Origin of the sequence: Kitasatospora sp. NPDC018058 (genome assembly GCF_044327205.1) — a bacterium.
In the GTDB taxonomy this organism is placed as follows: Bacteria; Actinomycetota; Actinomycetes; order Streptomycetales; family Streptomycetaceae; genus Kitasatospora.
On record NZ_JBIRFA010000024.1, the window covers coordinates 94,815 to 120,740 of the forward strand.

A 25,926-nucleotide genomic window follows, 5' to 3' on the forward strand; every position below is an offset into this window, starting at 1 on the left:
GCGAGACCCTGCTGCCCCTGCTGCGCGACGCCGAGTAGTTGGTGCGGCGGATCCTGGACGAGCTGGAGTTCGGCATGGCCGAGGCCGGCCCGGCAATCGAGGCGGCGGGTGGTGAGCTGGACGTCATCGAGCTCGACCTTGAATTCCGACGGTCGTCCAGGTCGGACACGGCGCCGGACGCTGCGAAGACGCCCCTCTCCGCCCAGGAGAGGGGCATCTCGCGTTTCCAGACGATTCAGGTCTTGCGGTGCTCGCCCACGCGGGACTTGCGTGGCTGAGGTGCCGACATGTGGACCACCGCATCGCTCTCGACCCCGTTCAGCACTCGTCGGGCGGCGGTGTAGTCGGCCGCGCTGGACTCCGGTACCCACTGGTAGCCGTTCCCATGGGAGAGCAGTCGGGGAAGGTGCTGATGCACGTGGGCGGCGGCCTCGAAGCCACGTCGAGCCCGCTTCCGGCGGGCCGGGACCGCTCCCGTGCTCCGGGCGGTGCTGTCACCACTCGTGGCGGTGGCCGATCACCCGGAAGCTGCCCACGACGCCATCGCAGTCGAAGGCGCCACCGTAACCGAACGAGTCCTCGTCGCCGTGCCGGGTCACCACGCCGTTGGTGGCGCTGCGGGGGCCCACGGTGGCGACCGGACCGCCGTTGTCGCAGTTGAAGCCGCGGAAGACCTCGACGGTCTTCCAGCTCTCGTTGAGGATATTGAAACTTCTGGCGCCCAGGCCGCTGGCCGTGGTGATACAGCCCTCGATGGCGGCGGAGTACGAACGTTCGTTGAAGAAGATCCTTCCCTCCTTGTGGCGGTGGCCACGTTCGCCGTGCTCGCCTCCGCCGTGCTCGCGTCCGCCGCCGTGTTCGCCGCCGCGGTCGTCGCGTCCGCTGCCGTGTTCGCCTCCGCTGCCGTGTTCGCCGCCGCGGTCGTCGCGTTCGCTGCCGTGCTCGCCGCCGCCGTGCTCGCCTCCACGGTCGTCGCGTCCCTGGTCCCCGTGCCCGCGGTTGTCCTGCCCGCCGCCCCCGTGTCCGTGGTCTTCGTTCTTCTGGCCGCCTGCGCTGTCGCCGCCAGAGGTGACCGTGGCCGGGGCGGCCTGTTGGGCTGGTTGGGCCGCCGGTTGGACAGGTTGGGCCGCCGGTTGGACAGGTTGGGCCGCCGGTTGGACGGGCGGGGGCACCGGGGGGGATCCCGAGGGCGAGGCGTAGGTGATGCCGGTGGCTGCAAGGACCGTCGCGCCTATTCCGGCAGCGGCCACAGTTAATGAACGCGTGAGCATGTCGCTTCTCTCTGTCGCGCGGACGCCGGCCAGGCGACCGACCTGCGACGAACGTAACGAGAGCTCTTATGGCTGTCATTTCGGACATATCGAAGGTGTGACGCCATGGGTCCAGCCAGGTGGAATTGCGGCACACATCGCATACCGATCAAAGGTGCGAGGTGGCCGCCGACCCGGCGCAACACAGCGTCGTCCTCGGCGGTGAGGGGATCCCGGGGTCCGGATGGTCCGCACCCACGGGCTGGCCGCGGGCGATCGTCCGGATGACTGGCCGCCCCGGCGCAGCCCCGCGGGGTGTCAGTGGACCGTGACCAGGACGCTCTTGGTGATGTCGCTGCACCCGACGACCGGTTGCGTCGGCGTGTCGCGGCACTTGCTCCGGTCGTGGAACTCCCAGGTCAGCGTGGTGGTGCCGGGAGCGAGGGCGGTGTAGGTGTGGTCAACCCCCTCGACACAGCCGAGCGAGTCCTCCGGGCAGGGCGCGGTGACGACGTCCGGGCCGGGCCGCAGTACGGCTCCGTCCCCCGCCGAGGTCTGGATCCAGGCCCCCTGCTGGGCGCCCTCGTTCCCGGCGACGCCGAACCGCTGCCCGACGGCCAGGGTCACCGTGCTGGTCGGGTACGGGGAGGTGGCGTTCCAGGCCTCCTTGTCGGCGGGGAGGGCGACCTCCGTCTTCGGTCGATTGGTGGCCGGGTCGGTGGCCGGGCCCGCGGGCGCCCCGGGTCCGCTGCCGCAGGCGGCGAGCAGGGGAGCGGCGGCCAGGAGTGCCGCCATCCCGATGGTGGCACGACGCATCAGTTCCCGTGTCATTGTTTCGGCAGCTCCAGGCCCCGCGCGTTGTTGTCATTGGAAGCGCCGGTCAGATTCCCGTCGTTCAGCCGGCTGTGAATGAACTGGTCCTCGGTCACCCATTCCGAGACTCCCCAGGGGTTGTAGATCTGCAGCCGGTCGCCGTCCCTGGCCGTGATCACCATCTGGTGGCCGAAGGCCACGCCGTCGTGGTGGGTGGCGACAGGCACCGGTTTGCCTTCGTCCACCGCCTTCTCGATCCGGAGGAGGGCTGCTCGCCGGTCGTCGTCGCTGTTGAGCGGGACGTACTCGTAGGTGTCGCCGGTGGCCTTGCCGAGGTCCTGGTTGGCGAGCACGGTGCCGCCCTTCCCGGTGAGCCCGTCGTCCTGCTTCGGGTACTCCTGTTTGCCGTCGGCTTTCTGGCCCTGCCGGTACTGGTCGATGTAGAGGTCCTGGAGGCGCTGCTGGAAGTTGCTCGGTGAGTCGGCTCCCAGGGTTTCAGGCGTGTTGCCGGTGGTGAGCTGGAGCATCGTCACCGGGTCGAGCTTGAGGTGCGCGACGACCGTGGAGGCAGCGACGCAGTCGTTGATGTTGCCTTGGCCGTAGACGTCGCCGGTGCTGCCGAAGCTTCCTCTGCCGGTGCTGGGGAGTTCCTTGCCCTGGTAGAGGAGGGTCACCTTCTCTGTGGTGGACTCCGTGCCGGTGTCGTCCGTACTGAGGGCCGGGACCAGGTGCAGGGAGAGCCAGGCGGGGTCGTCGCCGTGGGGGTGGATCAGTGCGGCGAACTGTTGGACCTCGGTCATCGGGTGGCCAGCGGCCAGTGCCTTCCAGAGGTAGGCGGCCTCCTCGGGAGACTTGGCGCCGGACAGCAGGCTCCGGAACGCGGCCTGGTCAGCGCCATTCATCACGTTCATGAACTGGGTGGCGCGAGCGAGTTGGTCGGGCGTCAGGAGGTAGTCGCCGTCGGCGCTGCCGCCGGGGCCCTTCTCGTTCGCCAGGACCAGCGCGGCGAGCGGATCGATCGGGCCCTGCCCGGCGCGCTCCGTACGGGCCTTGGCCGCGAGTTGGTTGACCATGCTGGCGGTGTGGGTGGCGCTGATCTCCGCCCGTTGGGCGGCCGAGATCCGCGTCGCCACGCCGACCTGGGCGGGCCCCATGGCGGCGACGACCTGGTCGCCGTCGAGGAAGTCGCTGGCGACCGACCTCTGCGCCTTGACCAGGTTGTCCACGCCGTGTTTGTCGGTGCTCTGGGCCCACTCCAGATCGTCCGCCCAGGCGCCGAGCAGACCAGCCGCCTTCTGCAGGGCCTGCTGGGAGACGGTCAGTTCGTTCGCCAGCGCCTGTACGGCCTGGGCGGCGTGCTCAGAGACCGAGCCGGTCCAGGCGGCCGGCAGCTGGTTGGCGGCGACGGTCGCGAGATCGGTGGACGCCTTGCCGTAGGCCTTGGCGGTCTCCGCGTACGACTTGGCCCGCTCACGTATCGTGTCCGGGTTGCCCACCGGACCGCCCACGGAAAGGGCCTTGTTGATCGCCTCGAGCAGTTGGACACCGGGGTAGAGCCCGCCGATGGACTGCGCCGCCATCTGGGCCTGCTGAAGATCCGTCACCTTGCTCATCGGTCAACGCCCGCCCGGTGTGTCGGCATGGACGGGGGCTCTCATTGGACGGTGACCTGGATGCTCTTGGTGATGTTGCCGCATCCGAGGGCCGGAGCCGTCGCCTCGTTGAGGCATATGCCTCGATTGTGGAACTGCCAGGTCAGTGTGGTGCTGCCGGGGGCGACGGCGATGAAGGTCTGGTCGCCCTTCGGGGAGCAACCGACCGAGTTCGCCGGGCAGGCGTGGGTGATGAAGTCCGGGCCTTGCCGCAGCACGGCTCCGTCGCCCGCCGAGGAGAGCTCCCAGGTGACGGCCGTCATGCTCATCAGGCCTCCGGGCACGCCGAGCCGCTGACCGACGGACAGGGTCACTGTGCTGGCCGGGTACGGGGAGGCGGCCTGGTTGGCCCCATCAAGGTCGGGGAGAGCGATCTCCGTGGTCGGCGGCCTGCTGGCCGGGTCGGCTACCGGCGAGAAGGCGGACGGTCCCCCGGAGGAGCACGCTGTGAGCAGGGAGGCGGCGGCCAGGAGCGCGGCCACGCCGCCGGTGATACGGCGCATCAGTTCCACTCCTCCCGGACTCGGCGGCGCAGGGTGATGAGCAGCGCGACCGAGGCCAGCCAGCGGGCGAACAGAACCTCGCGCTGAAGGTCAGCTCCGGTGGCCGCGGCGGCGCGAAGCCAGCCGCGGACCAGCTCGGTGGCCTCCGGGCCGATCACCGGCTCCGGCAGGTCGAGCGCCGCGGTGAAGCCGCCGGCGCGGACGTACCGGGCCAGGAAGCCCAGCGGGTAGGGGCCGATGAGCAGGGCCTCGGCCTGGTAGGAGGCGGCGATCGCGGCCTCGCTGAAGAGCACGCGGCGCGGCACTCCGGTGATCAGCAGGCCGCGGGTGATGGCGGCTTCGACGTCGTAGCCGGTCATCAGCTCGGCGTCCAGTCGAATGGTCGTCATTTCGGCAGCTCCGCGCCGTAGGCCGTGTTCAGATTCGAGTTGTCGGTGATGTGCCCGGCATTCATCTGACTGTGGATGAACTGGTCCTCCGTTACCCACTCCGAGCGTCCCCAGGGGTTGTAGACCTGGAGTCGATTGCCGTCACGAGCCGTGATCACCATCTCGTGGAATCCGGTTCCGTCGCCGACGGAGAACGGCACGGGCTTGCCCTCGTCAACGGCCTTCTCGATCCGGACGAGGGCCGCGCGCCGGTCGTCATCGCTCTTGAGACTGACGTTCTCGTACGTGTCACCCGTGGCTTTTCCGAGGTTCTCGGCGATCACCAACCTGGTTCCCTTATCGGAGAGCCCCTTGTCCACCTGCGGGTAGGCCTGGCCGCCGTCGGCTAGTTGGCCCTGCTGGTACCGCTGGATGTAGAGCTCTTGGAGCCGCCGCTCGAAGTTGCTCTTCGAGTCGGCTCCCGGGGCATCGGGGGTGTTGCCGGTGGTGACCTGGAGCATCGTCACCGGGTCCAGCTTGAGGTGGGCTACCACGGTGGAAGCGGCGACGCAGTCGCCGACGCTGCCCTGGCTGTATGTCCCCTCGATGTCGCCGAGGATGTTCCTGGCCGAGTTGGGGACTGTCTCGCCCCGGTAGACCAGGCTCACTGTCTCGGTGGTGGATTCCTGGGCGGCGCTGTCCGTTCTGAGGGCGGGAACCAGGTGCTGGGAGAGCCAGACCGGATCGTCTCCGTGCGGGTGGATCAGCGCGGCGAACTGCTGGACCTCGGTCATCGAGTGGCCGGCGGCCAGCGCCTTCCAGAGGTAGGCGGCCTCCTCGGGCGACTTGGCGCCGGACACCAGCCCCTGGAAGGCGGCTTGGTCGGTGGCGTTCAGCCCTGCCAGGTACACGTTCGCGCGCGAGAGTTGGTCGGGCGTCAGGATGTAGTCGCCGTCGGCCTTTCCGCCGGGGCCCTTTTCGTTGGCCAGGACCAGCGCGGCGAGCGGATCGAACTTTCCCGCCCCGGCGCGCTCGGTGCGGGCCCGGGTGGCGAACTGGTTGAGCATGCTCGCGGTGCGGGTGCCGCCGTTCTCCGCATGCTCAGCGCCGCTGACCCGCCACGACACCCCGTCCAGGGCGTCCTGGAGGCCCGCGGCGGCGAAGGGGCTGAAAGCGATCGACTTCAGCGCCCTCTCCAGGAGGCCTACGCCGGCGACGTCCTGGGACCGGGCCGTCTCCAGTTCGCCCGCCCAGAAGTTCAGCCAGGAGGCGGCCAGTTCCAGGGTCTTCTTCGAGACGTCCAGTTCGTTGGCCAGGGCCTGTACGGCCTGGGAGGCGTGTTCGGCGACCGCGCCGGTCCAGACGCTCGGCAGTTTGGCAGTGGCGACCGTGCCGAGGTCGGCGGACGCCTTCGCATAGGCCTTGGCGGCTTTCGCGTAGTCCTTGGCCCGGTCGCGTATCGTCTCCGGGGATCCGACCGGCCCGGCTACGGCCAGCGCCTGTTGGACGGCCTTCATCAGCTCGGTAGCGCCGCCGCTGCTGAGCGGTTGGATCGACTTGATCGTCTGCTGGGCCTGCTTCAGGTCGGTGACCTTGCTCATCAGGCGCGCTCAGGGGTCATCGACGCGGCGACCTTGGCATCGGCGGCGCGGTAGTTGGCGTTGGTGGCCGACACCTTCTGCACCAGCTCGTCGACGGCGCGCTGGGTGACGTGCAGTTCCTGCGACCAGTTGCTGTCGAAACCGGACCACGCCTGGTCCATCCCGAACTCGCCGAAGTCGGTCGAGACGTAAGGCTTTTGCGCGGTGTAGGACTGGTTGGCCGACGAGAGGTCGGTCGCCACCTCTCCGAGTGCCCCCGCGACCCCGTCCAACGCATCCGGCTGGACCGTGTACCCGCCCGGCTTGTCGCCCATCGGCCGTTCTCCCCCCATGGTGCTCCATTGCTCGTCGTGATCGTACGAGCACGGTCGACGAGCATAGACGCCGTCATGGGGGGAGTGGTTGCGGGGTCAGTTCCGGGCGGGTGGGCTCGGGGTGGCTGCGGAGTAGGTGGGGGTGTCGGCGGTCAGGCGGCGCAGCGCCGCGTGTCGGCGCGCCACGGTTCCCGAATACCCCGTAGAGGTATATGGTGGCCGGCGCCCACCGGGGACTGAGGAAGGCGGACCACCATGCACGCGATCCTGCACGCGCTGTCCATCGCCGGTTCGATGACCTGGGAGATCACCTGGGCCCTCATCCTCGGCTTCCTGCTCTCCGCCGTCGTGCAGGCCGTCGTGCACAAGTCCACCGTCGTCCGCCTCCTCGGCGACGACCGCCCGCGCACCCTCGCCGTCGCCGCCGGCCTCGGCATGGCCTCCTCCTCCTGCTCGTACGCGGCCGTCGCCCTGGCCCGCTCGCTCTTCCGCAAGGGCGCGAACTTCACCTCGGCGATGGCCTTCGAGATCGCCTCGACCAACCTGGTGATCGAACTCGGCATCATCCTGGCCCTGTTGCTGGGCTGGCAGTTCACCGCGGCCGAGTTCGTCGGCGGACCGGTGATGATCCTGCTGCTCGCCCTGCTGTTCCGGCTGTTTCTGCGGGAACGGCTGATCCGGGGGGCCCGCGAACAGGCCGAGTTCGGCCGGGCGGGCTCGATGGAGGGCCACGCGGTGATGGACATGTCGGTGGCCGGGGAGGGATCCTTCGCCCGCCGGCTGCTCTCCGGGCAGGGCGTCACCTCGGTCTCGCACGTGTTCGTGATGGAGTGGGCCGCCATCCTCAAGGACCTGGTGATCGGTCTGCTCATCGCCGGCGCCATCGCCGCCTGGGTCCCCGATTCCTTCTGGCAGGCCTTCTTCTTCGCCGACCACCCGCTGGCCGCCAAGCTGTGGGGCCCACTGATCGGCCCCCTGGTGGCGATCGCGTCCTTCGTCTGCTCGATCGGCAACGTGCCGCTGGCCGTGGTCCTGTGGAACGGCGGCATCAGCTTCGGCGGCGTGGTCGCGTTCATCTTCGCCGACCTGCTGATCCTGCCGATCCTCAACATCTACCGGAAGTACTACGGCCGCCGGATGGCCCTCTTCCTGCTCGGCACCTTCTACACGGCGATGGTGCTGGCGGGCTACGCGGTGGAGCTCCTGTTCGGCGCCCTCGGCCTGATCCCGGACCAGCGGAACGCGGAGATCCCGATGTCGGGCGTGGAGTGGAACTACACCACCTGGCTCAACATCGCCTTCCTCCTGCTCGCGGCCGCTCTCCTCACCCGCTTCTTCCGCACCGGCGGCGCCGCGATGCTACGGATGATGGGCGGCTCCCCGGACGTCGGTGCACACGGGGCCCACGACCACCACGGCCACCACTGAGGGGACTTGCGTGAGAAGTCGGCCAGGCCGACTTCTCACGCAGGCATGTTCGGGTGTTGGGGAGTTCGCCGGTCTTGGTGGCGGTGACGAAGGCCGTCCAGCATCACGAAGCTCGCCACCTTCGCCAGGATCACCGACGCCCTCGACGCCATCCGCACCACCCTCGCCCGACTCCCGCTGGACGACGACCAGGCCGCCCACACCGAGATGCAGCGCTGGGTGACCTCCCCCCCCGTAGCGCCGAAGCCCTTCTCCTCTCAGTGCTCCGGCAAGCCGCCCGACACCCGTCCGGGTAAACGGAGCTGCCGGGCGATCCCGCATGGACCGCCCGGCACCTTCCGTTCAGAACCCGCCGGCCCGTTTAGAACCCGGTGATCCGCAGGCCGGCGCCGACGGTGACGTAGAAGGTGTGGGCGTCGGGGCCCACCGCCAGACTCGTCACGCGGTCGAGACCGGTGACCCCCTCGGCCGGGACGAGAGTGTTGGTCGAGGTGTCGAGGGAGAGGACCGAGGTCTTGCCGCTGTCCGAGCTCAGCTGGACCATGTACAGCCGGGTGCCGTCCGCGCTCACCGACGGGTCCCGCAGCTGCTGTCCCGGGGCGATGTCCATGGTCGCGGTGACGGTGTCGTTGGCGAGGTCGACGACGTAGTCCTTGCTGCCGCCCACGCCGTAGAGACGGGTGTCGTCGGGGGACAGGGCCAGGAACGCGCCGGGGACGGCGATGGTGTTGGCCACGACCGGGGTCTCGTCGCTCGTGTCCAGGTGGACCAGGCCGTTGCCGGTGCTGACGTACGCGTCGTCGCCGTCCGGCCGCGCGACGATCGACCCCGGTTCGCGGCCGGGTACCGCCACAGTGGCGGTGAACGCCTGCTGCTCCGGGGAGAACTGCAGGACGCGGGCCCGACCGACCTCGCCCGACATCCCTGCGCTTCGAGGGCGTCGGCGCGGCGGAGAAGCTCGTTCGCGATGTCGTCCCAGTCCGGGCCGTGGGAGTAGAGGCTGTTGGCCGCGTCGCGGATCAGGGCCGGGTCGTCGGGGCGCTGGAGGAGGAGCAGGCGGTAGGCGAGGTTGCGGACCCGGACCGGGAGGTAGCCGTCGACCAGGTGCGGGCAGAGGGTCCGCAGCATGGTGAGGATCTCGTCCGGCCGGCGAAGGTCAGCAGTTCGGTGAAGTAGGACTCCTCGTGCTGCCACTGCGCGTCGCAGCCGGGGGTGGGTCCGTACTCGTCGCCCCAGAGGTAGCGGGCGAGGTCGGTGAGGCTGTGGCGCATGGCCCGGATCCTAGGGCCGCTTGGTGTCCACCCGGCAGTCGGTCAGTCGTTGCCGGGCCGGCGCATGCCGAGCAGTGACAGCCCGCGGGTGATCCGGTCGAACAGCTCGGTCAGGGGCTCGCTGACTTCCCGGCCGAACTCGGTCAGTCCGTAGGTGACTTGGGGCGGCATCGTCGGCTCGACGTGCCGCCAGACCAGGCCGTCGTCGACCAGCGCGCGCAGGGTTTGGGAGAGCATCTTCTCGCTGATGCCCTGGATGCTCTCGCGCAGCTCGTAGAACCGGAGGTCGTTGCCGCGCAGGGAGATCAGCACCCAGATGCCCCATCTGCTGGTCACGTGGTCGACCATGTCGCGCGCGGGGCAGTCGGTGTGAAACACGTCATACCGGGCTCCGGCCTCGGCCTGGCTGTGCTGCAAACCTTCCGTCATGTCATGAGCTTACCTTCAGGTATGTCCTTACGAAAAGTTAGCTGGCGCTCCTAGCGTGAGGACCGCAGACGACATCCGACAAGGAGCTGATCATGATCGTGGTGACCGGGGCTACCGGGAACATCGGCCGGCCGTTGACGCAGGCGCTGGCCGAGGCGGGCCGGCAGGTGACGGCGGTGTCGCGGCGCACGGCGGCGGCGCCGGACGGCGTCCGCCACGTGGTGGCCGATCTGGCCAGGCCGGTCAGTCTCAAGCCTGCGCTGGCCGGGGCGGAGGCGCTGTTCCTGCTGCTGTCCGGCGACCTGCACGCCGCAGGGGCCAACCCTGCCGACCTCATCGGCGAAGCTGCGGCCAGTGGGGTCCGCCGGGTCGTCCTGCTCTCCACCCAGGGCGTGGCGACCAGGCCCTTCGGCCCGACGCGGATCGGGATGCGCGCACTGGAGGACGCGCTGCGGGAGTCCGGCCTGGAGTGGGCCATCCTGCGGCCGGGCGGCTTCGCCTCCAACGCCCTGTGGTGGGCCGAATCCGTTCGCGCACACCAGGTCGTCGCCGCTCCCTTCGGTGACGTCGGCGTGCCGATCATCGACCCGGCGGACATCGCCGAGGTCGCGGCGGCCTGCCTGCTGGACGACCGGCACACCGGCGGCGTGTACGAGCTGACCGGCCCGGAGGTGATCACTCCGCGCGGGCAGGCGGCGGCCATCGCCGCCGCGCTGGGCTCGCCGGTGAGGTTCCACGAGCTCACCCGCGACGAGGCCAAGGCCGCCATGACCCGGAGCATGCCGGCGGAACTCGCCGACGATACCCTCGACATCCTCGGCTCCCCGAGCCCGGCCGAGTTGCGCGTCAGCCCGGACGTTCAGCGGGTCCTCGGCCGGGCCCCGCGCACCTTCGCCGACTGGGCCGCCTGCAATGCGGCGGCCTTCCGCTGAGACCGGTCAGCGCCACCGGAACTGCTCTCCATGGCCGGTGATCCACTGCTGACAAAGGTGCCGAGCGATCCCGCGTGGATCGCCCGGCACCTTTCGTACGGGCCGGCTCAGTGCTGGTGGTCGCCGGCGGGCTCCTCGGTGGGAGCGGGGCTGCCGTCGGTGGTCACGGTGAAGGCGGCGGTGTGGACGGTGTCCTGGTGCTGGAAGTCCAGGAAGAGCCGGTAGCTGCCGCCGCTCGGCGCGGTGGTGGTGAAGCCGATCTCGGGGCCCGGGGTGGTGGTGTCCGGGTGGACGTGGAGGTAGGCGAGGTCGCCGGCGCGCAGGGCGACCAAGTGGCCGTAGGCGCCCAGGTAGGGCTGGAGGTCGGTGACGGGGCTGCCGTCCTTGTTGACGTTCAGGGTGAGGTGGTTGCTGCGGCCGGGGGTGAGGTCGCCGCCGAGGGTGACGGTGTAGCCGTCGACGCTGACGGTCCGTCCGGTCTCGGGGAGCGGGGCGGGGCGCAGGTCGCCCGCGGCGTGGAGGTCGGCGCCGAGGGTGAGGCCCTCGCTCGCGCCGGCCGGGGTGAAGTCGGCGAAGACCCGGTACTCGCCGGCGGCGGGTACGGCGGTGGGGGCGCTCCAGGTGCCGTCGGCGGCGAGGGTCGGGTGCAGGTGCTGGAAGGTGGAGAGGTCGCGCGGGGCGACGATCAGGTGGAGTTCCTTCTCGTGCTGCTGCTGGTAGGCGGTGACCGGCTTGCCGTCCGCGCCGAGGATGCGGAACCGCAGGTCGGTGGGGGAGCCGGCGGTGACGAAGGGGTTGTCGACGCTCAGGGTGTAGCCGCGCTCGGAGATCTGCAGCCCGCCGGGCAGGTGTTCTGCGGCCACGCTGCCCCCGTCACCGTGCCCGGCGTGCTCGCCCGCGGGAGAGGTGGCGTTGTGCCCCGCGTGCGCGGCGGTGGGCTCGGGGGCGGGGTCGCTGCCGGTGGCGTGGCCGACGCCGAGGGCGAGGCCGAAGGCGGCGGCGAGGCCGGCGGTGAAGGCGGTGATGCGCAGCGCGGTGTTCATGGCGGGGTTCTCCTCAGAAGGACGTACGAAGAAGAAGGGGAGCGGCCTCAGGCCCGCATGAGCCGGGCGATGGCCTGCGAGGCCTCGGCGACCTTGGCGTCGGCCTCGGCGCCGCCGCCCGCGATGGCGTCCTGGACGCAGTGGGCGAGGTGGGCGTCGAGCAGCTGCAGGGCCACCGACTGGAGGGCCTTGGTGGCGGCGGAGACCTGGGTCAGCGTGTCGATGCAGTAGGTGTCGGTGTCGACCATGCGCTGGAGACCGCGGATCTGGCCCTCGACGCGGCGCAGTCTGCGCAGGAGCTGGTCCTTCTCGGTGTGGTAGCCGGCCATTGCGGCCCTCCTCGGGATTCCGGCGGGGAGTGCGGGCGGAGCAGGAGCGAGTGGTCGGCGGGGGCGTGCGGCCTCTGCTTGGTGCCCTCGACGCTGATGAGTGAATACCCCATGGGGGTATCAAGTCAAGCGGATCGCTGCTGCGTAAAAATACCTGCTGGGGGTATCGGCCAGGGCTTGCCCCGCGTACCCCCCGGGGGTATAAAGGAACCCGGCACCCGCCCGGTACCCCTCCAGGGTATGGCGGCCTGGCCGCGCACGTACCTCGAAGCACCGACTGTCACGAGGAGCAACGATGACCACGCAGGCCCCCGCCTCCACGGAGGTGGAACTCTCGATCGGCGGAATGACGTGCGCCTCGTGCGCCGCCCGCATCGAGAAGAAGCTCAACCGGATGGACGGCGTCTCGGCCAGCGTCAACTACGCCACCGAGAAGGCGAAGATCACCTTCGAGGGCGAGGTGGAGGTGGCCGACCTGATCGCCACCGTCGAGGCCACCGGCTACACCGCCGCCCTGCCCAAGCCCCCGGCCGCCGCAGGTGGCGAGGGTGCCGAGCAGGCCGAGCCGTCCGACGAACTGGCCCTGCTGCGCCAGCGGTTGTTCACGGCGGTGGCCCTGGCCGTCCCGGTGATCGCGATGGCGATGGTGCCGGCCCTGCAGTTCGACAACTGGCAGTGGCTCTCGCTGACCCTCGCCGCCCCGGTCGTCACCTACGCCGCCTGGCCGTTCCACAAGGCCGCGTTCACCAACGCCCGGCACGGCGCCGCGACGATGGACACCCTGGTCTCGCTCGGCACCGGCGCCGCGTTCCTGTGGTCGCTGTGGGCGCTGTTCTTCGGCGACGCCGGCATGCCCGGGATGCGGCACGGCTTCGAGTTCACCATCGCCCGCAGCGACGGCTCCTCCAACATCTACCTGGAGGCGGCCGCCGGCGTCACCGCCTTCATCCTGGCCGGGCGCTACTTCGAGGCCCGCTCCAAGCGCACCGCCGGAGCTGCTCTCAAGGCGCTGCTGGAACTGGGCGCCAAGGACGTGACGGTGCTGCGCGGCGGAGCCGAGGTGCGGATCCCGATCGCCGAACTGGCGGTGGGTGACCGGTTCGTGGTGCGGCCGGGCGAGAAGATCGCCACCGACGGCACGGTGGTCGAGGGTGCCTCGGCGGTGGACGCCTCGATGCTGACCGGCGAGTCGGTGCCGGTCGAGGTCGGGGTCGGCGACAGCGTCACCGGCGCCACCGTCAACGCGGGCGGCCGCCTGGTGGTCGAGGCCACCCGGGTCGGTGCGGACACCCAGCTGGCCCGGATGGCCAAGCTGGTCGAGGAGGCCCAGAACGGCAAGGCCGCCGCGCAGCGCCTCGCGGACCGGATCTCCGCGGTCTTCGTGCCGATCGTGATCACCCTCGCGGTGGCCACCCTCGGCTACTGGCTGGGCACCGGCGAGGGCTGGACCGCCGCCTTCACCGCCGCTGTGGCCGTGCTGATCATCGCCTGCCCGTGCGCCCTGGGCCTGGCCACCCCGACCGCGCTGCTGGTCGGCACCGGCCGCGGCGCCCAGCTCGGCATCCTGATCAAGGGCCCTGAGGTCCTGGAGTCCACCCGCAAGGTCGACACCATCGTCCTGGACAAGACCGGCACCGTCACCACCGGCCAGATGACCCTGCTCGCCGTCCACGCCGTCGAGGGCGTCACCGAGGCCGAGGTGCTGCGCCTGGCCGGGGCCGTGGAGCACGCCTCCGAGCACCCGATCGCCCGGGCGATCGCCACCGCCGCCGCCAAGGCAGGCGAACTGCCCGCCGTCGAGGGCTTCGAGAACGTGCCGGGCCTGGGCGTCCAGGGCGTGGTGGACGGCCACGCGGTGGTGGCCGGCCGGGAGGCGCTGCTCAACGAGTGGTCGCAGTACCTGCCGGAGGCCCTCGCCGAGGCCAAGCGCAAGGCCGAGTCCGCGGGCCGCACCGCGATCGCGGTCGGCTGGGACGGCGAGGCGCGCGCGGTGCTGGAGGTGGCGGACGCGGTCAAGCCGACCAGCGCCGAGGCCATCGCCGAGCTGCGGGCCCTGGGTCTGACCCCGGTGCTGCTGACCGGTGACAACAAGCTGGTCGCCGAGGCGGTCGCCGCCGAGGTCGGCATCAAGCCGGAGCACGTGATCGCCGAGGTCATGCCGCAGGACAAGGTGGACACCGTCAAGCGGCTGCAGGCCGAGGGCAAGGTCGTGGCGATGGTCGGCGACGGCGTCAACGACGCGGCCGCGCTCGCCCAGGCCGACCTGGGCCTGGCGATGGGCACCGGCACCGACGCCGCCATCGAGGCGGGCGACCTGACCCTGGTCCGCGGCGACCTGCTGGCCGCGGCGGACGCCATCCGGCTCTCCCGCAAGACCCTGGGCACCATCAGGGGCAACCTGTTCTGGGCGTTCGGCTACAACGTCGCCGCCCTGCCGCTGGCGGCGGCCGGGATGCTCAACCCGATGATCGCGGGGGCTGCCATGGCCTTCTCCTCGGTCTTCGTGGTCGGCAACAGCCTCCGGCTGCGCCGCTTCCGCTGAGCCCCCTCCGCCCAGGCCCCGAGGCCCCGGAACCGCTGCCCGGTTCCGGGGCCTCGGCACGTCCGGGTCCTCCTGGTACCGCCGATCTCCCTCACGCACCGTAGTGAAGATCGCCGGCCCGGATCGCCGGCCCAGATCGACCGACGGAATCCGCCCCGTCCGGGTACATCCGATATGGCCTGCACTTGAAGGGCTGTTTGCGTGGACTTGGGGGAGCACTCACCGAAGTCCTACCTCATCGCGACCGGACCGAGATGTGACGCTCCGCCACTTGTTAGGCAAGCCTTTCCTGCCCTAGATTCTCGTGTCGCCAGGCCGGTGCCCTGCGGCTGCCGCAGGCCCGTACGGCCGTACCCGCTTCCTCGGAGGACCCTCACCATGCCCGGAACCGTCCGGCCCCTCGTGGGCCTGTCCCTCGTCGCCGCCTGCGCCCTCGCGCTCACCGCCTGCGGCAGCTCCGGCGGCTCCGGTGGCGACAGCGGCGCGCCCGCGCCCTCCGGTACCGCCCTGGCCGGCCAGACCATCACCCTCTACAGCGGCCAGCACGAGCAGACCGTCAAGGCGCTCACCGAGGACTTCACCAAGCGCACCGGCATCAAGGTCGAGCTGCGCTCCGGCGACGAGGCCGAGCTGGCCAACCAGATCCTCCAGGAGGGCGACGCCTCCCCGGCCGACGTCTTCTACGCAGAGAACCCGCCCGCGCTCACCGTCCTCGGCGACAAGGGCCTGCTCACCAAGGTCGCCCCCGACACCCTCAAGTCCGTGCCGGCCGCCGACAGCTCCGGCAAGGGCGACTGGGTCGGTGTCTCCGCCCGCACCTCCGCCTTCCTGGCCGGCACCGGCAAGGGCGCCGACACCGCGCCGCCCGCCTCCGTGCTCGACCTGGCCAAGCCCGAGTGGAAGGGGCGCCTGGGCATCGCCCCCAGCGAGACCGACTTCGCCCCGGTCGTCACCCAGGTCCTCAAGGCCAAGGGCGAGGACGCGGCCAAGCAGTGGCTCAAGGGCCTCAAGGACAACGCCAAGGTCTACGACAGCAACGAGAACCTCTCCGCCGCGATCAACAGCGGCGAGGTCGAGGGCGGCGTCATCGACCACTACTACTTCTACCGGATGCGCGACGAGAAGGGCGCCGCCGAGACCCACGCGACCCTGCACTACTTCGCCAAGGGCGACCCCGGCTCGCTGGTCGACGTCTCCGGTGCCGCCGTCCTCAAGCACGGCAAGCACCAGGCCGCCGCCCAGGCCTTCCTCGGCTACCTCGCCTCCGCCCCGGCCCAGACCGTCATCGCGAACTCCGCGAGCTACGAGTACCCGCTGGTCGACGGCGTGAAGGGCAAGCCCGAACTGCCCGCCCTGGACGGCATCGGCACCGTCGCCGACCCGGCGCAGCTCGGCGACGGCAAGCAGGCCCTGGCCCTGCTGCAGGACGCCGGTCTGCTCCAGTGACGATCCCCGTTGGCGGACGGCGGTGGCGCGGGCGGGCCACCGGCCTGCTCGCCCCCGTCGCCGTCGCCGTCGTCGCGGTGGTCGCCTCGCCGCTGGGCTTCGTCATCGCCCAGGCCGCGCAGGCCGGTTGGGACCAGACCCGGCGGCTGCTCGGCCGCCCGCTGATCGCCACCCTGCTCGGGCACACCCTCGGCCTGACCGCCGCCGTCACCCTCGCCACCGCCGTCCTCGGCTTCGGCGCCGCCTACCTGGTCGAACGCACCGACCTGCCCGGGCGCCGCGCCTGGACCGTCGCGCTCGCCCTGCCGCTGGCCGTACCGGAGTTCGTCCGCGGCTACTCCTGGGTCTCGCTGTTCCGCTCCGTGCACGGCTACTGGGGCGCGGTGCTGGTGATGACCTGCTCGCTCTACCCGCTGGTCTTCCTGCCGGTCGCGGCCGCCCTGCGGCACGGCGACGCCGCCGCCGAGGAGGTCTCCCGCTCGCTCGGCCGCGGCCGCCTCGCCACCCTGTGGCGGGTCACCCTCCCGCTCACCCGGCCCGCACTGGCCGGCGGCGTCCTGCTCGTCTCGCTCTACCTGCTCGGCGAGTACGGCGCCTTCGCGATGCTGCGCTACACCACCTTCGCCACCGCCGTGTTCACCCAGTACAAGCTGGGCTTCGACGCGGCCTCGGCCTCCCTGCTCACCCTGGTGCTGGTCGCACTGGCCCTGCTGCTGGTCGGCCTGGAGGCCTGGGCCGGCCGCCGGGCCCGGGTCGCCCGGCACGGCGCCCTCGCCCGCCCCGCCCAGCCGGTCCGCCTCGGCCGCTGGACCGTGCCGGCGCTCGGCGCGCTGGCCGCACTGGTCGGCGTCTCGCTCGGGGTGCCGCTGTACGCGCTGGCGTACTGGCTGATCAAGGGCAGTTCCACCACCCTGCCGTCCGCCTCCGTCCTCGGCGCCACCCTGGCCACCCTCGGGTACGCGCTCGGCGCGGCCCTCGTCGCCACCGCCGCCGCCGTCCCGGTCGCCCTGTACGGCTGGCGGCGCGGCACCCGGCCGGCCCGCGCGGTCGAGCGGGTCGCCTACCTCACCCGGGCGCTGCCCGGCATCGCGGTGGCGCTCTCGGTGGTCTACTTCGCGGTCCGCTGGGCCCAACCCCTGTACCAGCAGCCGCCGATGCTGATCCTCGGGTACGTCCTGCTGTTCTTCCCGCTGGCGCTGACAGCCGTACGCGCCGCCCTCGCGCAGGTCCCGCCCGGCGTCGAGGAGGCCGCCCGCTCCCTCGGCACCCGGCCGCTCGCGGTGCTCGGCCGGGTCACCCTGCCGCTGGTGCTGCCCGGCCTCGGTGCCGCCGTCGCCATGGTCGGCCTCACCGCCTCCACCGAGCTGACCGCCACCCTGCTGCTGCGCCCGACCGGCACCCAGACCCTGGCCACCCAGTTCTGGGTCTACACCAGCGGCCTCGCCTACGGGGCCGCGGCGCCGTACGCGGCCCTGATGGTCGCGCTGTCCGTCCCCTCCGTCCTGCTGCTGACCCGCCGTACCCTCGGCCGTCCTGGGGAGAACCAGTGACCGGACTGTCCGTCGTCGACCTGCACGCCGCGCACGGGCGCAGCCCGGTCCTGCACGGCATCGACCTCGCGGTGCCGGACGGCGCCCTGGCCTGCGTCCTCGGCCCCTCCGGCTGTGGCAAGTCCACCCTGCTGCGAGTGCTGGCCGGCTTCCACCCGGCCGCCGCCGGGCAGGTCGTGCTGCACGACCGTGTCCTGGACGACGGCCGCAGCCGGCTCGCCGCCGAACACCGCGGCATCGGCCTCGTCCCGCAGGACGGCGCGCTCTTCCCGCACCTGAGCGTCGCCGCCAACATCGGCTTCGGCCTGCCGCGCTCGCAGCGCCGCGCCCGGGTCGGCGAACTGCTGGAGCTGGTCGGCCTGCCCGGCCTGGGGGAGCGCCGCCCGCACCAGCTCTCCGGTGGCCAGCAGCAACGCGTGGCCCTGGCCCGGGCGTTGGCGCCCCGGCCGCGCCTGCTGCTGCTGGACGAGCCGTTCGCCGCGCTGGACGCCACCCTGCGCGCCGAACTGCGCCGCGAGGTCGCCGCCACCCTGCGGCAGTCCGGCACCACGGCGGTCCTGGTCACCCACGACCAGGACGAGGCGCTCTCCTTCGCCGACACCATCGCCGTGCTGCGCGACGGCAGGATCGCCCAGTCCGGCAGTCCGGACGAGCTGTACCACCGCCCGGCGGACGCCGCCGTCGCCCGGGTGCTGGGCGAGGCGAACCTGATCCCGGCCGAGATCAGGGGAGCCGAGGCCCACACCCCCTTCGGCGCGCTCCCGCTGACCGCCGCCGACCCGGCGCTGCGCAGCGGCCTGGCGCTGCTGCGCCCGGGCCAACTCCGGCTGACCGCCGAGCCGGTGGCGGGCGCCGTCCCGGCGAAGGTCCTCGGCAGCGACTTCCGGGGCCACGACCACCGCGTCGAACTCCGCCCCGAGGCCTCCGGGTTGCCCGAGCTGCTGGTCGCCTCGGCGGACCGCCCGTGGCCGGTGGGCGGCGAGGCGTACATGAGCGCCGCCGGGCCCGTGCACGTGCTGCCGGAGGCCTGATCGGGCTACGGGTGCCGGCCGGTGCCGAAGGCCACGGCCCGGCACACGTTCTCGCGGATCACGGTTCCTCCGGCAGCTCCACCGCCTGCCAGCGGTAGGCCGCGTCCTCCTGCCACACCTGCAACTCGCCCTCCACCACGGCCGCCAGGCAGAGCCGCCAGTCGTCGCCCACGGTGAGCGCGACCCGGGTGGCCGGGCGCAGCGTCGGCCGCCACCAGCGCGGCCGCCGTGAGGCCCCGCCGGCCGGCAGCCGCAGCCGTACGCCGCCCGCGCCGGCCAGGGCGATGGTGGGCCCGCCGCGGTGGCCGGCCATGGCGATGCCGAGGGCGGGTTCCCCGTCGCCGATCTCCGTGGGCGCGGGCAAGGGCGTGGTCGCCGGCGAGGTCGCCGCGCCGAGGGTGTGCAGCTGGACGGAGCCGTCCGCCCGCAGGGTGGCCGCCTGCGGTCCGGCGGAGGTACGGGCCAGCGCCCCGGCGCGCAGGGCGCCAGGCGGGCCGAGCGGGACGGGCGGCTGGACGGAGCCGGGCCGCCAGCTGAGCACCCGCTCGTGGTGCTCGACCAGGACCAGCCACGCGCCGGGGCGTTCCTCCTCGGCGGCGAGCACCCGGTCGGCGGGGCAGCCGGGGTGCTCCTGACCGGTGAGGGTGAGGCCGGGGGCCCAGCGGTACGAGCGCAGCGCGCCGCCGGCCGCGGTCCACACCGTCAGCTCCCCGGCCGAGTTGACCGCCCCGGCCAGTCCGCTGACCCCGCGCGCCGCCTCCCACCAGCCGGTCGCGGTGCCGACCCAGAGGGTGCCGGTCCGGTCCTCGGCGCAGACCACCAGCTCGCCCTGGCGTCCGGCCCAGCCGGCCGTCAAGTCCCGTACCGCGCCGGGGCCCTGGCCGGCGGGCAGCCGCTGGTCGGTTTGGCCCGGTCCGGCCAGCGCGGTGCCGTCGGCGCCGCCGGTGACCACCAGCGGCCGGCCGGCCCGGTCCGGCAGGACGGCCAGGTCCGCGGTGCGCGCCACCGGGCGGTGGGCGCGCAGGAGTTCGCGGCCGCGGGAGACCCAGGGGCCGAGCGGGGCGGGGCGGCGGTCGGGCTCGCGGGCCAGCGGCTCGCAGGCCCAGCGGGCCAACTCCTCGCCGTAGCCGGCCGCCAGCAGTTCGGCGCGAGCCTGCTCGGCGGCGAGCCGGTGGTCGAGCCGGCCGTGGTCGGGCAGCAGCAGGGTGCGGGCCAGGGTGCCGACCGCGAAGAGGTCCTTGGCGGTGGTGGGGAAGCCGCCGACCTGCTCGGCCTCCGGCGGGACGTGCCCGGGGGTGAACACCGCGACGGTCAGGGTGTGGTCGAGCGGGGCGAGGAAGGTCAGGTCGATCAGCTTGACCTGGCCCTGGGAGTCCACCAGCACGTTGGCGGGGGAGATGTCCCGGTGCACCCAGCGCTTGCGGTGCAGCTCGTCGACGATCCGGCACAGCCGCGCCAGCACCTCGGCCACCGCCGACGGGCCGCCGCGCTGGCCGCGCGCCCAGGTGTGCAGCGGCACGCCGTCGACCCAGGGTGAGATCTGATAGCCCAACAGCCCGCCGGAGGGCACCGTTCCGGGCCGGTGCGGGGAGGGGCCGAGCAGGAAGCTGGGCACCACCAGGTCGGTGACACCGAGCCGGTGGGCGTTGTGCGAGACGTCGTCCCAACGCCCCAGCCAGCGCCGCACCTCGGAGGGGTCGCGCTCCAGCATGATCTTCGCGGCGACCAGTTCCCTGATCCCGTTGTGGCCGGTGCGCACCGCACGCCACACCTCGGCCTCGCCGCCCCGGTGGTGGAACTCCAGGAGTTCGTACTGCTCGGGGTCGAACTCGGGCCCGAAGCGGAGCCCGGGCACCCAACGAGACTCGGACACGCGACCGTTCCTGATTCTGTAGTCGAATATCAGCAATCCCGACCTTTCGGACGGAATGGTCCGTAACGGTGTCACCACAACGTGAGTGCCGTGGTGTCCTGATGACGGTCTCGCGCTTCCTTCCGCTGCTGCGGCACTACGCCACCTGCCCGCCCCGCACCCGCCGTGCGGCAGGTGCGGGTGGCGCGGGTCTTCCGGTCGGCTCCACGCGGTTTCGACGCTTGCGCGTCCGGGTCTCCGGCCACTCCGGTACCCGTGATGCCGGCCGACGCGAGGTCGGCGAGGTTGCGGGCCGCGTTCTCGTCCCGGCCGATGACCAGGCTGCAGGCGTCGCAGGTGAACACTCGGACATGCAGGGGCAGCTTGGCTTTCACTGCCTTGCACGTCGAGCAGGTCTTGCTGGACGGGTACCAGCGGCCCTCGACGATCACGCGGCCACCGGCCCAGTCGGTCTTGTAGGTGATCTGTCGGCGGATCTCGCCGAACCCGGCATCCTGGATCTTCCGGGCCAGTCGGCCGTTGCGGAGCATCCCGGCCACGTTGAGGTCTTCGACGACGACGGTGCCGTACTCGCGCGTGATGCTGGTGGGTGAGCTTGTGCGGGGCGTCGGTGCGCAGGTTGGCGCGGCATCCCCACCAGCCTGCCCTTGCGCCGGCCGCGCTTGGACTTCGCATAATCGTCGAACGCGGTGGCGGCGTTCGCCAGACCGGTTGAGTACGCCTCCTTGGAGTTCTCTTCCCACCAGTCGGCGAAGCGAGGGTCGGTCTTCTTGGCCTCGTTGAACACCTTTCGCAGAGCGGGCGACGACCATGGCCGCCACGCGGTCAGCTCGGCCTCGGGGATGCCATAGGACTCTTCCGCCCTCCGCTGACACCACGACGCCTTGACCCAAGACGCCGCCCAGTTGTGCGCAGCGCGAGCGGCACCGCAATGCGACCGCAACCGACCGTCCTGCTCGGCGTTCGGGTCGAGCGCGAAACGGTAGGCCTGGACCACGAACCCAGGACGCTCCTCAAACTTCCGCACGACCCCCCCAGCCAGAGCCAGATCGGCAACACCCCGGACCATACCGGACAGCACTGACAATCAGTCGAAACGACCGATTCGCTGAGACTCGCCTAGAGAAGTGGCAGCGGTGATCACCTCCCCTGGCGCTTCACCACCCCTGTGGACACGCGGCTGTCGCGCAGCTCGCGCGCTGCCCAGGATAGTCCGGGTTCCTGTTCGGCCGCCCCGAGGAGGGCCTATTCTGATGGGCGCCCGAGCAACATCATGAAATAACGTCAACTCATGATCTTCCAGGGGTTGTTGATCATGACACGGACGGCTGTTGACCAACAGGGGGACGGTGCATGCTGCTGATCGCGGTGCTGCTGATCGTGGTGGCACTGGCCGGGGTGTCGGCCGTCGTGCTGGCGCGCAGGCGAACGGCCCTGGACGCCACGGGCGTTGCCAAGGCCCTCGCCGCCGCCGCCGCACAACTCGCCGCCGGCAAGGCCCCCCAGGCCCGCCGCCGCTACGCCCGGCTGGCCCGCCGACTCGCCACCGGGCCCCAGGAACTGCGCCCCCAGCGCGGCCTCGCCCTGCTCGGCCAAGCCGAGGCCACCATCCCGACCGGCGACCAGCAGGCCACCCTCGCCCTCCACCGCGAGGCGTTCCCGCTGCTCACCGACCCGGCCCGGCAGCTGCCCCGCTGGAGCCTGCGCCGCCTCGCCGAGGAACGGATGCAGGCCCCCGACGGCGACCTCGGACCGCTGCTCGCCTTCCTCCAGGCCACCGCCGCCGGCGCCGACCCCGGCGAGGAGGCCGAGGCCGCCGCCCGCACCCAGCACTGGCTGCAGCAGCTCTGCCGCGAGGGCGGCACCGACCAGCGCGACCACGCCACCGCCCGCGCCCTCGCCGCCCTGCCCGGCCGGGACTGGCCGGTGCTCGCCCGGGCCGCCCTGCTGCGCGCCACCGGCCGGGCCGCCGAGACCGAACCCCTGCTCGCCGCGGCCGCCCCCGGCGGCAGCGGCGAACTCTGGTTCCGCTGGGGCGCCCAGCTGTTCACCCTGCACCGGGACGAACCCGCCGTCGCCGCCTTCGACGAGGCACTGCGCCGCGGCCCCGGCGAGCCCTCCCCCTGGGGGCGCGGTCCGGCACTGCGCACCGACAGCCTGCTCTTCCGCGGCCTGGCCCGCCAGCGGCTCGGCGCCACCGACGCCGCCTGGGCCGACCTCGCGGCCGCCGCCGGGGAGACCCCGGGCGACCCGCGCCCGCGCTACGCCCTCGGCCGACTCGCCCTGCTGCTCGGCGCCGACGACCAGGCCCGGGAGCAGTTCACCGCCGCCCTGACCGTCCAACCCTCCTTCGCCCCGGCCCGGTTCGGCCTCGCCCTGGTCCACGAACGGGCCCAGCGCCCCGCCGAGGCCGCCGCCGACTACCGGGCCGGCCTCGGCCAGGCCCCCGACTGGCGCGCCGCCCGGGTCCGGCTCGGCGCCGCCCTGGTCGCCGCCGGGCAGGCCGCCGAGGCCGAGCCGATCCTGCGCGCCGAGGCCGACACCGAACCGGACTTCCGCTGGAGCCGGATCGCCGCCTTCCACCTCGGCCTGGCCCTCGCCCGCACCGACGACCAGGCCGGCGCCCTCGCCCGCTGGGAGCAGCTGGACGACCCCGAGCTGCGCGAACGCCAGGCCTTGGCCCGCGACCGGCTCGCCCGCACCCGGCTGGCCGCCGACCCGGTCGCCGCCCGCGAACTGTGGCAGCGGGCCGCCGCCGAACACCCCACCGCCCCCGGCTACCGGTCCGCCTTGCGCGAGGCCGCCCTGCGCGAGGCCGCCCACCTGCTGATCACCGGCCGCGACCACCCCGAGGCCCGGCAACGGGCCGCCGCCGCGCTCGCCCTGGCCGACACCCTGCCCGGCGCCCTCACCCACCGGCAGGCCCGGCTGCGCGCCGCCCTCGCCCTGACCGAGGGCGCGCCCGAGCGGGTCACCGCCCTGCTGGACGCCGGCGCCGGGCTGCGCGACCGCTACCACCTGGCGGCCGTCTCGTTGCTGGCGGGCCGTCCGGTCCCGACCATCGCCCTGCTCGCCCCGCTCGACCCCGACCCGGCCGGCGACCCGGCGCTCGCCCGGCTGCGCGCCCTGCTCGCCGAACGGGCCGGCAACTGGGCGACCGCGCTGGACTGGTACCGCCACTTCCTGACCGCTCCCATGACGGCTCCAGCGCAGCCCACCGGCGACTGCGCCGTCTGCGCCCGCCCCGCCACCGGCGCCTGCGGCGGCTGCGGCCGCGAGGCCTGCGCCGCCCACCTGCACGCCCCCGCCGGGGCCGCCTCCCCGCGCTGCGTCCGCTGCACCGGCCCCGCTCTGCGCGCCGTCCTGGACTGCGCCCGCCGGGCCGGCACCCCCGAACAGGCCGAACCCGTCCTCGCCGCCTGGGCCGAGGCGCTCGGCGACAGCGCCGCCGCCGCGCCGCTGCGGCTCGACCTCGCCCTGCTGCGCGCCGAACTCGGCCGTCTCGACGAGGCGTTGGCCGACCTGCCGGAGGACGCCGGCGCCGCCCGGGCCGCCGTCCTGGTCCGCCGGGCCGGCGCCGCGCTCGCCGCCGGGCAGCCCGGACGGGCCGCCGGCGACCTGCGCCAGGCCCTCACCCTCGCCCCCGGCCACCCGCAGGCGGCCGACGCGCTGGTCCTGCTCGGCGAGCACGAGGCCCACCAGCACGCCGTCGAGGGCCGCCACCACGAGGCCTACCGGGCCTACCGCGCGCTGCTGCTCAAGGACCCGGCCCACCCCCGGCTGCTGCACGCCCTCGGCCTCTCCGGCTACCGGCTGGCCGTCACCGTCGACGACCAGGACGTCTGGGCCTGGACGCTCGGTTGCCTGGTCGCGGCCCTGCACCAGAGCGAGCTGTGGGCCGAGTCCGCCCGGATCACCGGCCGCCAGGCCGAGCCGCAGCGGACGGCCGCCGCCCGGACCGCGCTCACCGACCGCCTCCGGGAGGACCTGCGCGCCCTCGACCGGGCCGCCGGACGCACCGGCGACGAGGTCACCGCCTGGACCCTGCGCCTGGGCATGGAGACCCACGCCGCCGCCGCCTTCGAGCGGGAAGACGTCCGGATCACCCTGCCCGGCCGCCCCGCCCGCCGCCTCGCCGTCGGCCCGACCCTCGACCGGCTGCTCCGCGCCGAGCCCGAACCCGCCGCCTGGGCCGCAGCCTTCGAGCAGGCCGTACGGGCCTGGCGGCGCCCGGCGGGCCCCGACGCGCCCTCGCTCACCCGGGCCCTCGGCCTGTTCGGCGAGCTCGGCCCGCAGCGCTACCTGAGCCTCCAAGGCCGCCAGGCCGCCGCCGTCGCCGCCCTGGATGCGGTCGCCGAGAACGAGCGCGGCGAGGGCTGGCAGACGCTGCTCGGCGAGTCCCTGCTCAGCCAGGCCCGAGAGCACCACCGCAACCAGGACTGGCGCGAGGCCCTGGACTGCCTCACCCGCGCCCGGACCGTCCCCGGAATCGAGCTGCCCGCCGACGCCGCCAGGATCGCCGCCGAGTCCGGCGTCCGGGCCGCCCGCGCCCAGCTCAAGAGCAGCGACGACGACCAGGCCGCGGCCGCCGCGCTGCTGGAGAAGGCCTTCGCGCTGGCCCCGGACGACCGCGAGGTGCGCGGCGACCTCGGCGCCACCTACGCCCAGTGGGCCCGCAAGATCAACAACGAGGAGAAGGACTACCCGCGCGCCCTCGCGCTGCTGCAGAAGAGCCTCGACCTCGTCCCCGGCGACCCGACCGCCAAGCACTTCCTGCAGGCCGCCCTCGGCAACCGGGCCGGCCAGCTCAGCCGCCCCGACGCCTCCGACGAGGAGCTGATGGAGGCCGCCGAAATGTGGGACCGGCTGATCGAACTCAGCCCCGACCCGGAGCACCGGCTCGGCCTCGCCTTCGTCATGCGCCAGCTCTCGCGCTCGGCCGCCTTCGCCGACGACCGCGCCTCCGCCGTCGAGCTGATGGCCGAGGCACTGCGAGCCGACCCGGAGTGGGACGGCGACGTCACCCACGAGGCCCCGCGCCGGGTCGCGGTGCTGCTCGCCAACCACGTCATCGACAACATGCAGGACAGCCCCTTCACCGCCCAGGCCGCGATGCTGCAGAAGGCCCACTCCTACGACGACTCGGCGGACATCCGCCGGCTGATGGTCAGCGTCTGGCGCGGCGAGGCGATCGGCCACTACGAGCGCCGCCGTTACGACGAGGCGATCCGGCTGCTGGAGGAGGCACTCGGGCTGTCCCGCACCCCGGAGGACAGCGCAAAGCTGCACAGCGAACTCGGCGTCGTCTACAGCTCCTACGCCGTCGCCCGGGCCAACGCGCGCCAGTACCGGGAGGCCCGGCAGCTGGTCCGTCAGGCTGTCGAGCACAATCCGGACGACGACGAGCTGCGTGCCCTGGCGGTGCGCATCGCCATGCTCCGCTGACCGGCAACCGCACGGCAGTTGCCGTCGTCGTAGACCGTGCGCCCGGCCGTCGCGGGTGGTCCGGTCGTCGTGAGTTCCGAATCGTCAGTTCCGAGCCGTGAGTTCC

The 25,926-nt window shown here is 72.7% G+C and carries 22 protein-coding genes and 1 pseudogene; 7 read left to right on the forward strand and 16 right to left on the reverse strand.

The features are described 5' to 3' along the window. Positions 1–235: 235 nt before the first annotated feature. The 8 genes and pseudogenes from ACH4E7_RS29620 to ACH4E7_RS29655 form a co-directional block, all read right to left on the reverse strand. Positions 236–427 (reverse strand): annotated as a pseudogene (locus ACH4E7_RS29620) (DUF6087 family protein); the annotation flags it as partial. Positions 428–494: 67 nt separating this feature from the next. After that, entirely contained in the window at positions 495–1,271 is a 777-nt protein-coding gene (locus ACH4E7_RS29625; RefSeq protein WP_396252126.1) for a hypothetical protein, read from the reverse strand. A gap of 297 nt (positions 1,272–1,568) precedes the next feature. Further along, on the reverse strand, positions 1,569–2,081 hold the full coding sequence (locus tag ACH4E7_RS29630; RefSeq protein WP_396252127.1) for a hypothetical protein: 513 nt from the start codon (positions 2,079–2,081) through the stop codon (positions 1,569–1,571). After that, positions 2,078–3,667, reverse strand: coding sequence for a hypothetical protein (locus tag ACH4E7_RS29635; RefSeq protein ID WP_396252129.1), 1,590 nt, complete (start codon positions 3,665–3,667; stop codon positions 2,078–2,080). Before ACH4E7_RS29635 ends, ACH4E7_RS29630 begins: the two co-directional genes overlap by 4 nt. A 50-nt stretch (positions 3,668–3,717) precedes the next feature. After that, a complete protein-coding gene (locus ACH4E7_RS29640) occupies positions 3,718–4,218 on the reverse strand; it encodes a hypothetical protein (protein ID WP_396252130.1) in 501 nt (166 codons plus the stop codon). Further along, positions 4,218–4,607: a hypothetical protein gene (locus tag ACH4E7_RS29645; RefSeq protein ID WP_396252132.1), complete on the reverse strand. Its 390-nt coding sequence runs from the start codon at positions 4,605–4,607 to the stop codon at positions 4,218–4,220. Before ACH4E7_RS29645 ends, ACH4E7_RS29640 begins: the two co-directional genes overlap by 1 nt. Further along, positions 4,604–6,187, reverse strand: coding sequence for a hypothetical protein (locus ACH4E7_RS29650; RefSeq protein WP_396252133.1), 1,584 nt, complete (start codon positions 6,185–6,187; stop codon positions 4,604–4,606). The genes ACH4E7_RS29645 and ACH4E7_RS29650 overlap by 4 nt, the downstream gene beginning before the upstream one ends. Then, positions 6,187–6,501, reverse strand: a complete 315-nt coding sequence (locus ACH4E7_RS29655; protein ID WP_396252135.1) for a type VII secretion target — start codon at positions 6,499–6,501, stop codon at positions 6,187–6,189. The genes ACH4E7_RS29650 and ACH4E7_RS29655 overlap by 1 nt, the downstream gene beginning before the upstream one ends. Before the next feature lie 255 nt (positions 6,502–6,756). On the opposite strand from ACH4E7_RS29655, the gene ACH4E7_RS29660 reads away from it, so the two are divergent. Next, complete coding sequence (locus ACH4E7_RS29660; protein WP_396252136.1) at positions 6,757–7,929, forward strand: permease; 1,173 nt, start codon at positions 6,757–6,759, stop codon at positions 7,927–7,929. Between the two features lie 361 nt (positions 7,930–8,290). Here ACH4E7_RS29660 and ACH4E7_RS29665 read toward each other — a convergent pair whose 3' ends face one another. The 3 genes from ACH4E7_RS29665 to ACH4E7_RS29675 form a co-directional block, all read right to left on the reverse strand. After that, positions 8,291–8,851 carry a YncE family protein gene (locus ACH4E7_RS29665; protein WP_396252137.1) on the reverse strand — a complete coding sequence of 187 codons (561 nt, stop codon included), beginning with the start codon at positions 8,849–8,851 and terminating at the stop codon, positions 8,291–8,293. 97 nt (positions 8,852–8,948) lie between these two features. Beyond that, positions 8,949–9,200 (reverse strand): hypothetical protein, encoded by a 252-nt coding sequence (locus ACH4E7_RS29670; protein WP_396252139.1) that lies wholly within the window; start codon positions 9,198–9,200, stop codon positions 8,949–8,951. A 42-nt stretch (positions 9,201–9,242) separates the two neighbouring features. Then, positions 9,243–9,629 (reverse strand): winged helix-turn-helix transcriptional regulator, encoded by a 387-nt coding sequence (locus ACH4E7_RS29675; protein WP_396252140.1) that lies wholly within the window; start codon positions 9,627–9,629, stop codon positions 9,243–9,245. Between the two features lie 92 nt (positions 9,630–9,721). Here ACH4E7_RS29675 and ACH4E7_RS29680 point away from each other — a divergent pair, with 92 nt between their 5' ends. After that, a complete protein-coding gene (locus tag ACH4E7_RS29680; RefSeq protein ID WP_396252142.1) occupies positions 9,722–10,561 on the forward strand; it encodes an SDR family oxidoreductase in 840 nt (279 codons plus the stop codon). 107 nt (positions 10,562–10,668) lie between these two features. Here the strand turns inward: ACH4E7_RS29680 and ACH4E7_RS29685 are convergent, their stop codons facing one another. Continuing rightward, positions 10,669–11,604, reverse strand: coding sequence for a hypothetical protein (locus ACH4E7_RS29685; protein WP_396252144.1), 936 nt, complete (start codon positions 11,602–11,604; stop codon positions 10,669–10,671). Positions 11,605–11,651: 47 nt separating this feature from the next. Further along, positions 11,652–11,951, reverse strand: a complete 300-nt coding sequence (locus ACH4E7_RS29690; protein ID WP_396252183.1) for a metal-sensitive transcriptional regulator — start codon at positions 11,949–11,951, stop codon at positions 11,652–11,654. 277 nt (positions 11,952–12,228) lie between these two features. Between ACH4E7_RS29690 and ACH4E7_RS29695 the strand changes: the two genes are divergently transcribed. From ACH4E7_RS29695 to ACH4E7_RS29710, 4 genes are all read left to right on the forward strand, one after another. Further along, on the forward strand, positions 12,229–14,475 hold the full coding sequence (locus ACH4E7_RS29695) for a heavy metal translocating P-type ATPase (protein ID WP_396252146.1): 2,247 nt from the start codon (positions 12,229–12,231) through the stop codon (positions 14,473–14,475). A 378-nt stretch (positions 14,476–14,853) separates the two neighbouring features. Next, positions 14,854–15,921: an iron ABC transporter substrate-binding protein gene (locus ACH4E7_RS29700; RefSeq protein WP_396252147.1), complete on the forward strand. Its 1,068-nt coding sequence runs from the start codon at positions 14,854–14,856 to the stop codon at positions 15,919–15,921. After that, positions 15,918–17,471, forward strand: coding sequence for an ABC transporter permease (locus ACH4E7_RS29705; protein WP_396252149.1), 1,554 nt, complete (start codon positions 15,918–15,920; stop codon positions 17,469–17,471). Before ACH4E7_RS29700 ends, ACH4E7_RS29705 begins: the two co-directional genes overlap by 4 nt. Further along, a complete protein-coding gene (locus ACH4E7_RS29710) occupies positions 17,468–18,502 on the forward strand; it encodes an ABC transporter ATP-binding protein (protein WP_396252151.1) in 1,035 nt (344 codons plus the stop codon). Before ACH4E7_RS29705 ends, ACH4E7_RS29710 begins: the two co-directional genes overlap by 4 nt. A gap of 58 nt (positions 18,503–18,560) precedes the next feature. On the opposite strand, the gene ACH4E7_RS29715 is transcribed toward ACH4E7_RS29710, so the two are convergent. From ACH4E7_RS29715 to ACH4E7_RS29725, 3 genes are all read right to left on the reverse strand, one after another. After that, positions 18,561–20,375 (reverse strand): protein kinase, encoded by a 1,815-nt coding sequence (locus ACH4E7_RS29715; RefSeq protein ID WP_396252152.1) that lies wholly within the window; start codon positions 20,373–20,375, stop codon positions 18,561–18,563. A gap of 71 nt (positions 20,376–20,446) precedes the next feature. After that, positions 20,447–20,905: an RNA-guided endonuclease InsQ/TnpB family protein gene (locus ACH4E7_RS29720; protein WP_396252154.1), complete on the reverse strand. Its 459-nt coding sequence runs from the start codon at positions 20,903–20,905 to the stop codon at positions 20,447–20,449. Continuing rightward, on the reverse strand, positions 20,803–21,444 hold the full coding sequence (locus ACH4E7_RS29725) for a helix-turn-helix domain-containing protein (RefSeq protein ID WP_396252185.1): 642 nt from the start codon (positions 21,442–21,444) through the stop codon (positions 20,803–20,805). The genes ACH4E7_RS29720 and ACH4E7_RS29725 overlap by 103 nt, the downstream gene beginning before the upstream one ends. A gap of 284 nt (positions 21,445–21,728) precedes the next feature. Here ACH4E7_RS29725 and ACH4E7_RS29730 point away from each other — a divergent pair, with 284 nt between their 5' ends. Beyond that, positions 21,729–25,820 carry a hypothetical protein gene (locus ACH4E7_RS29730; protein WP_396252155.1) on the forward strand — a complete coding sequence of 1,364 codons (4,092 nt, stop codon included), beginning with the start codon at positions 21,729–21,731 and terminating at the stop codon, positions 25,818–25,820. Positions 25,821–25,926 lie beyond the last annotated feature (106 nt).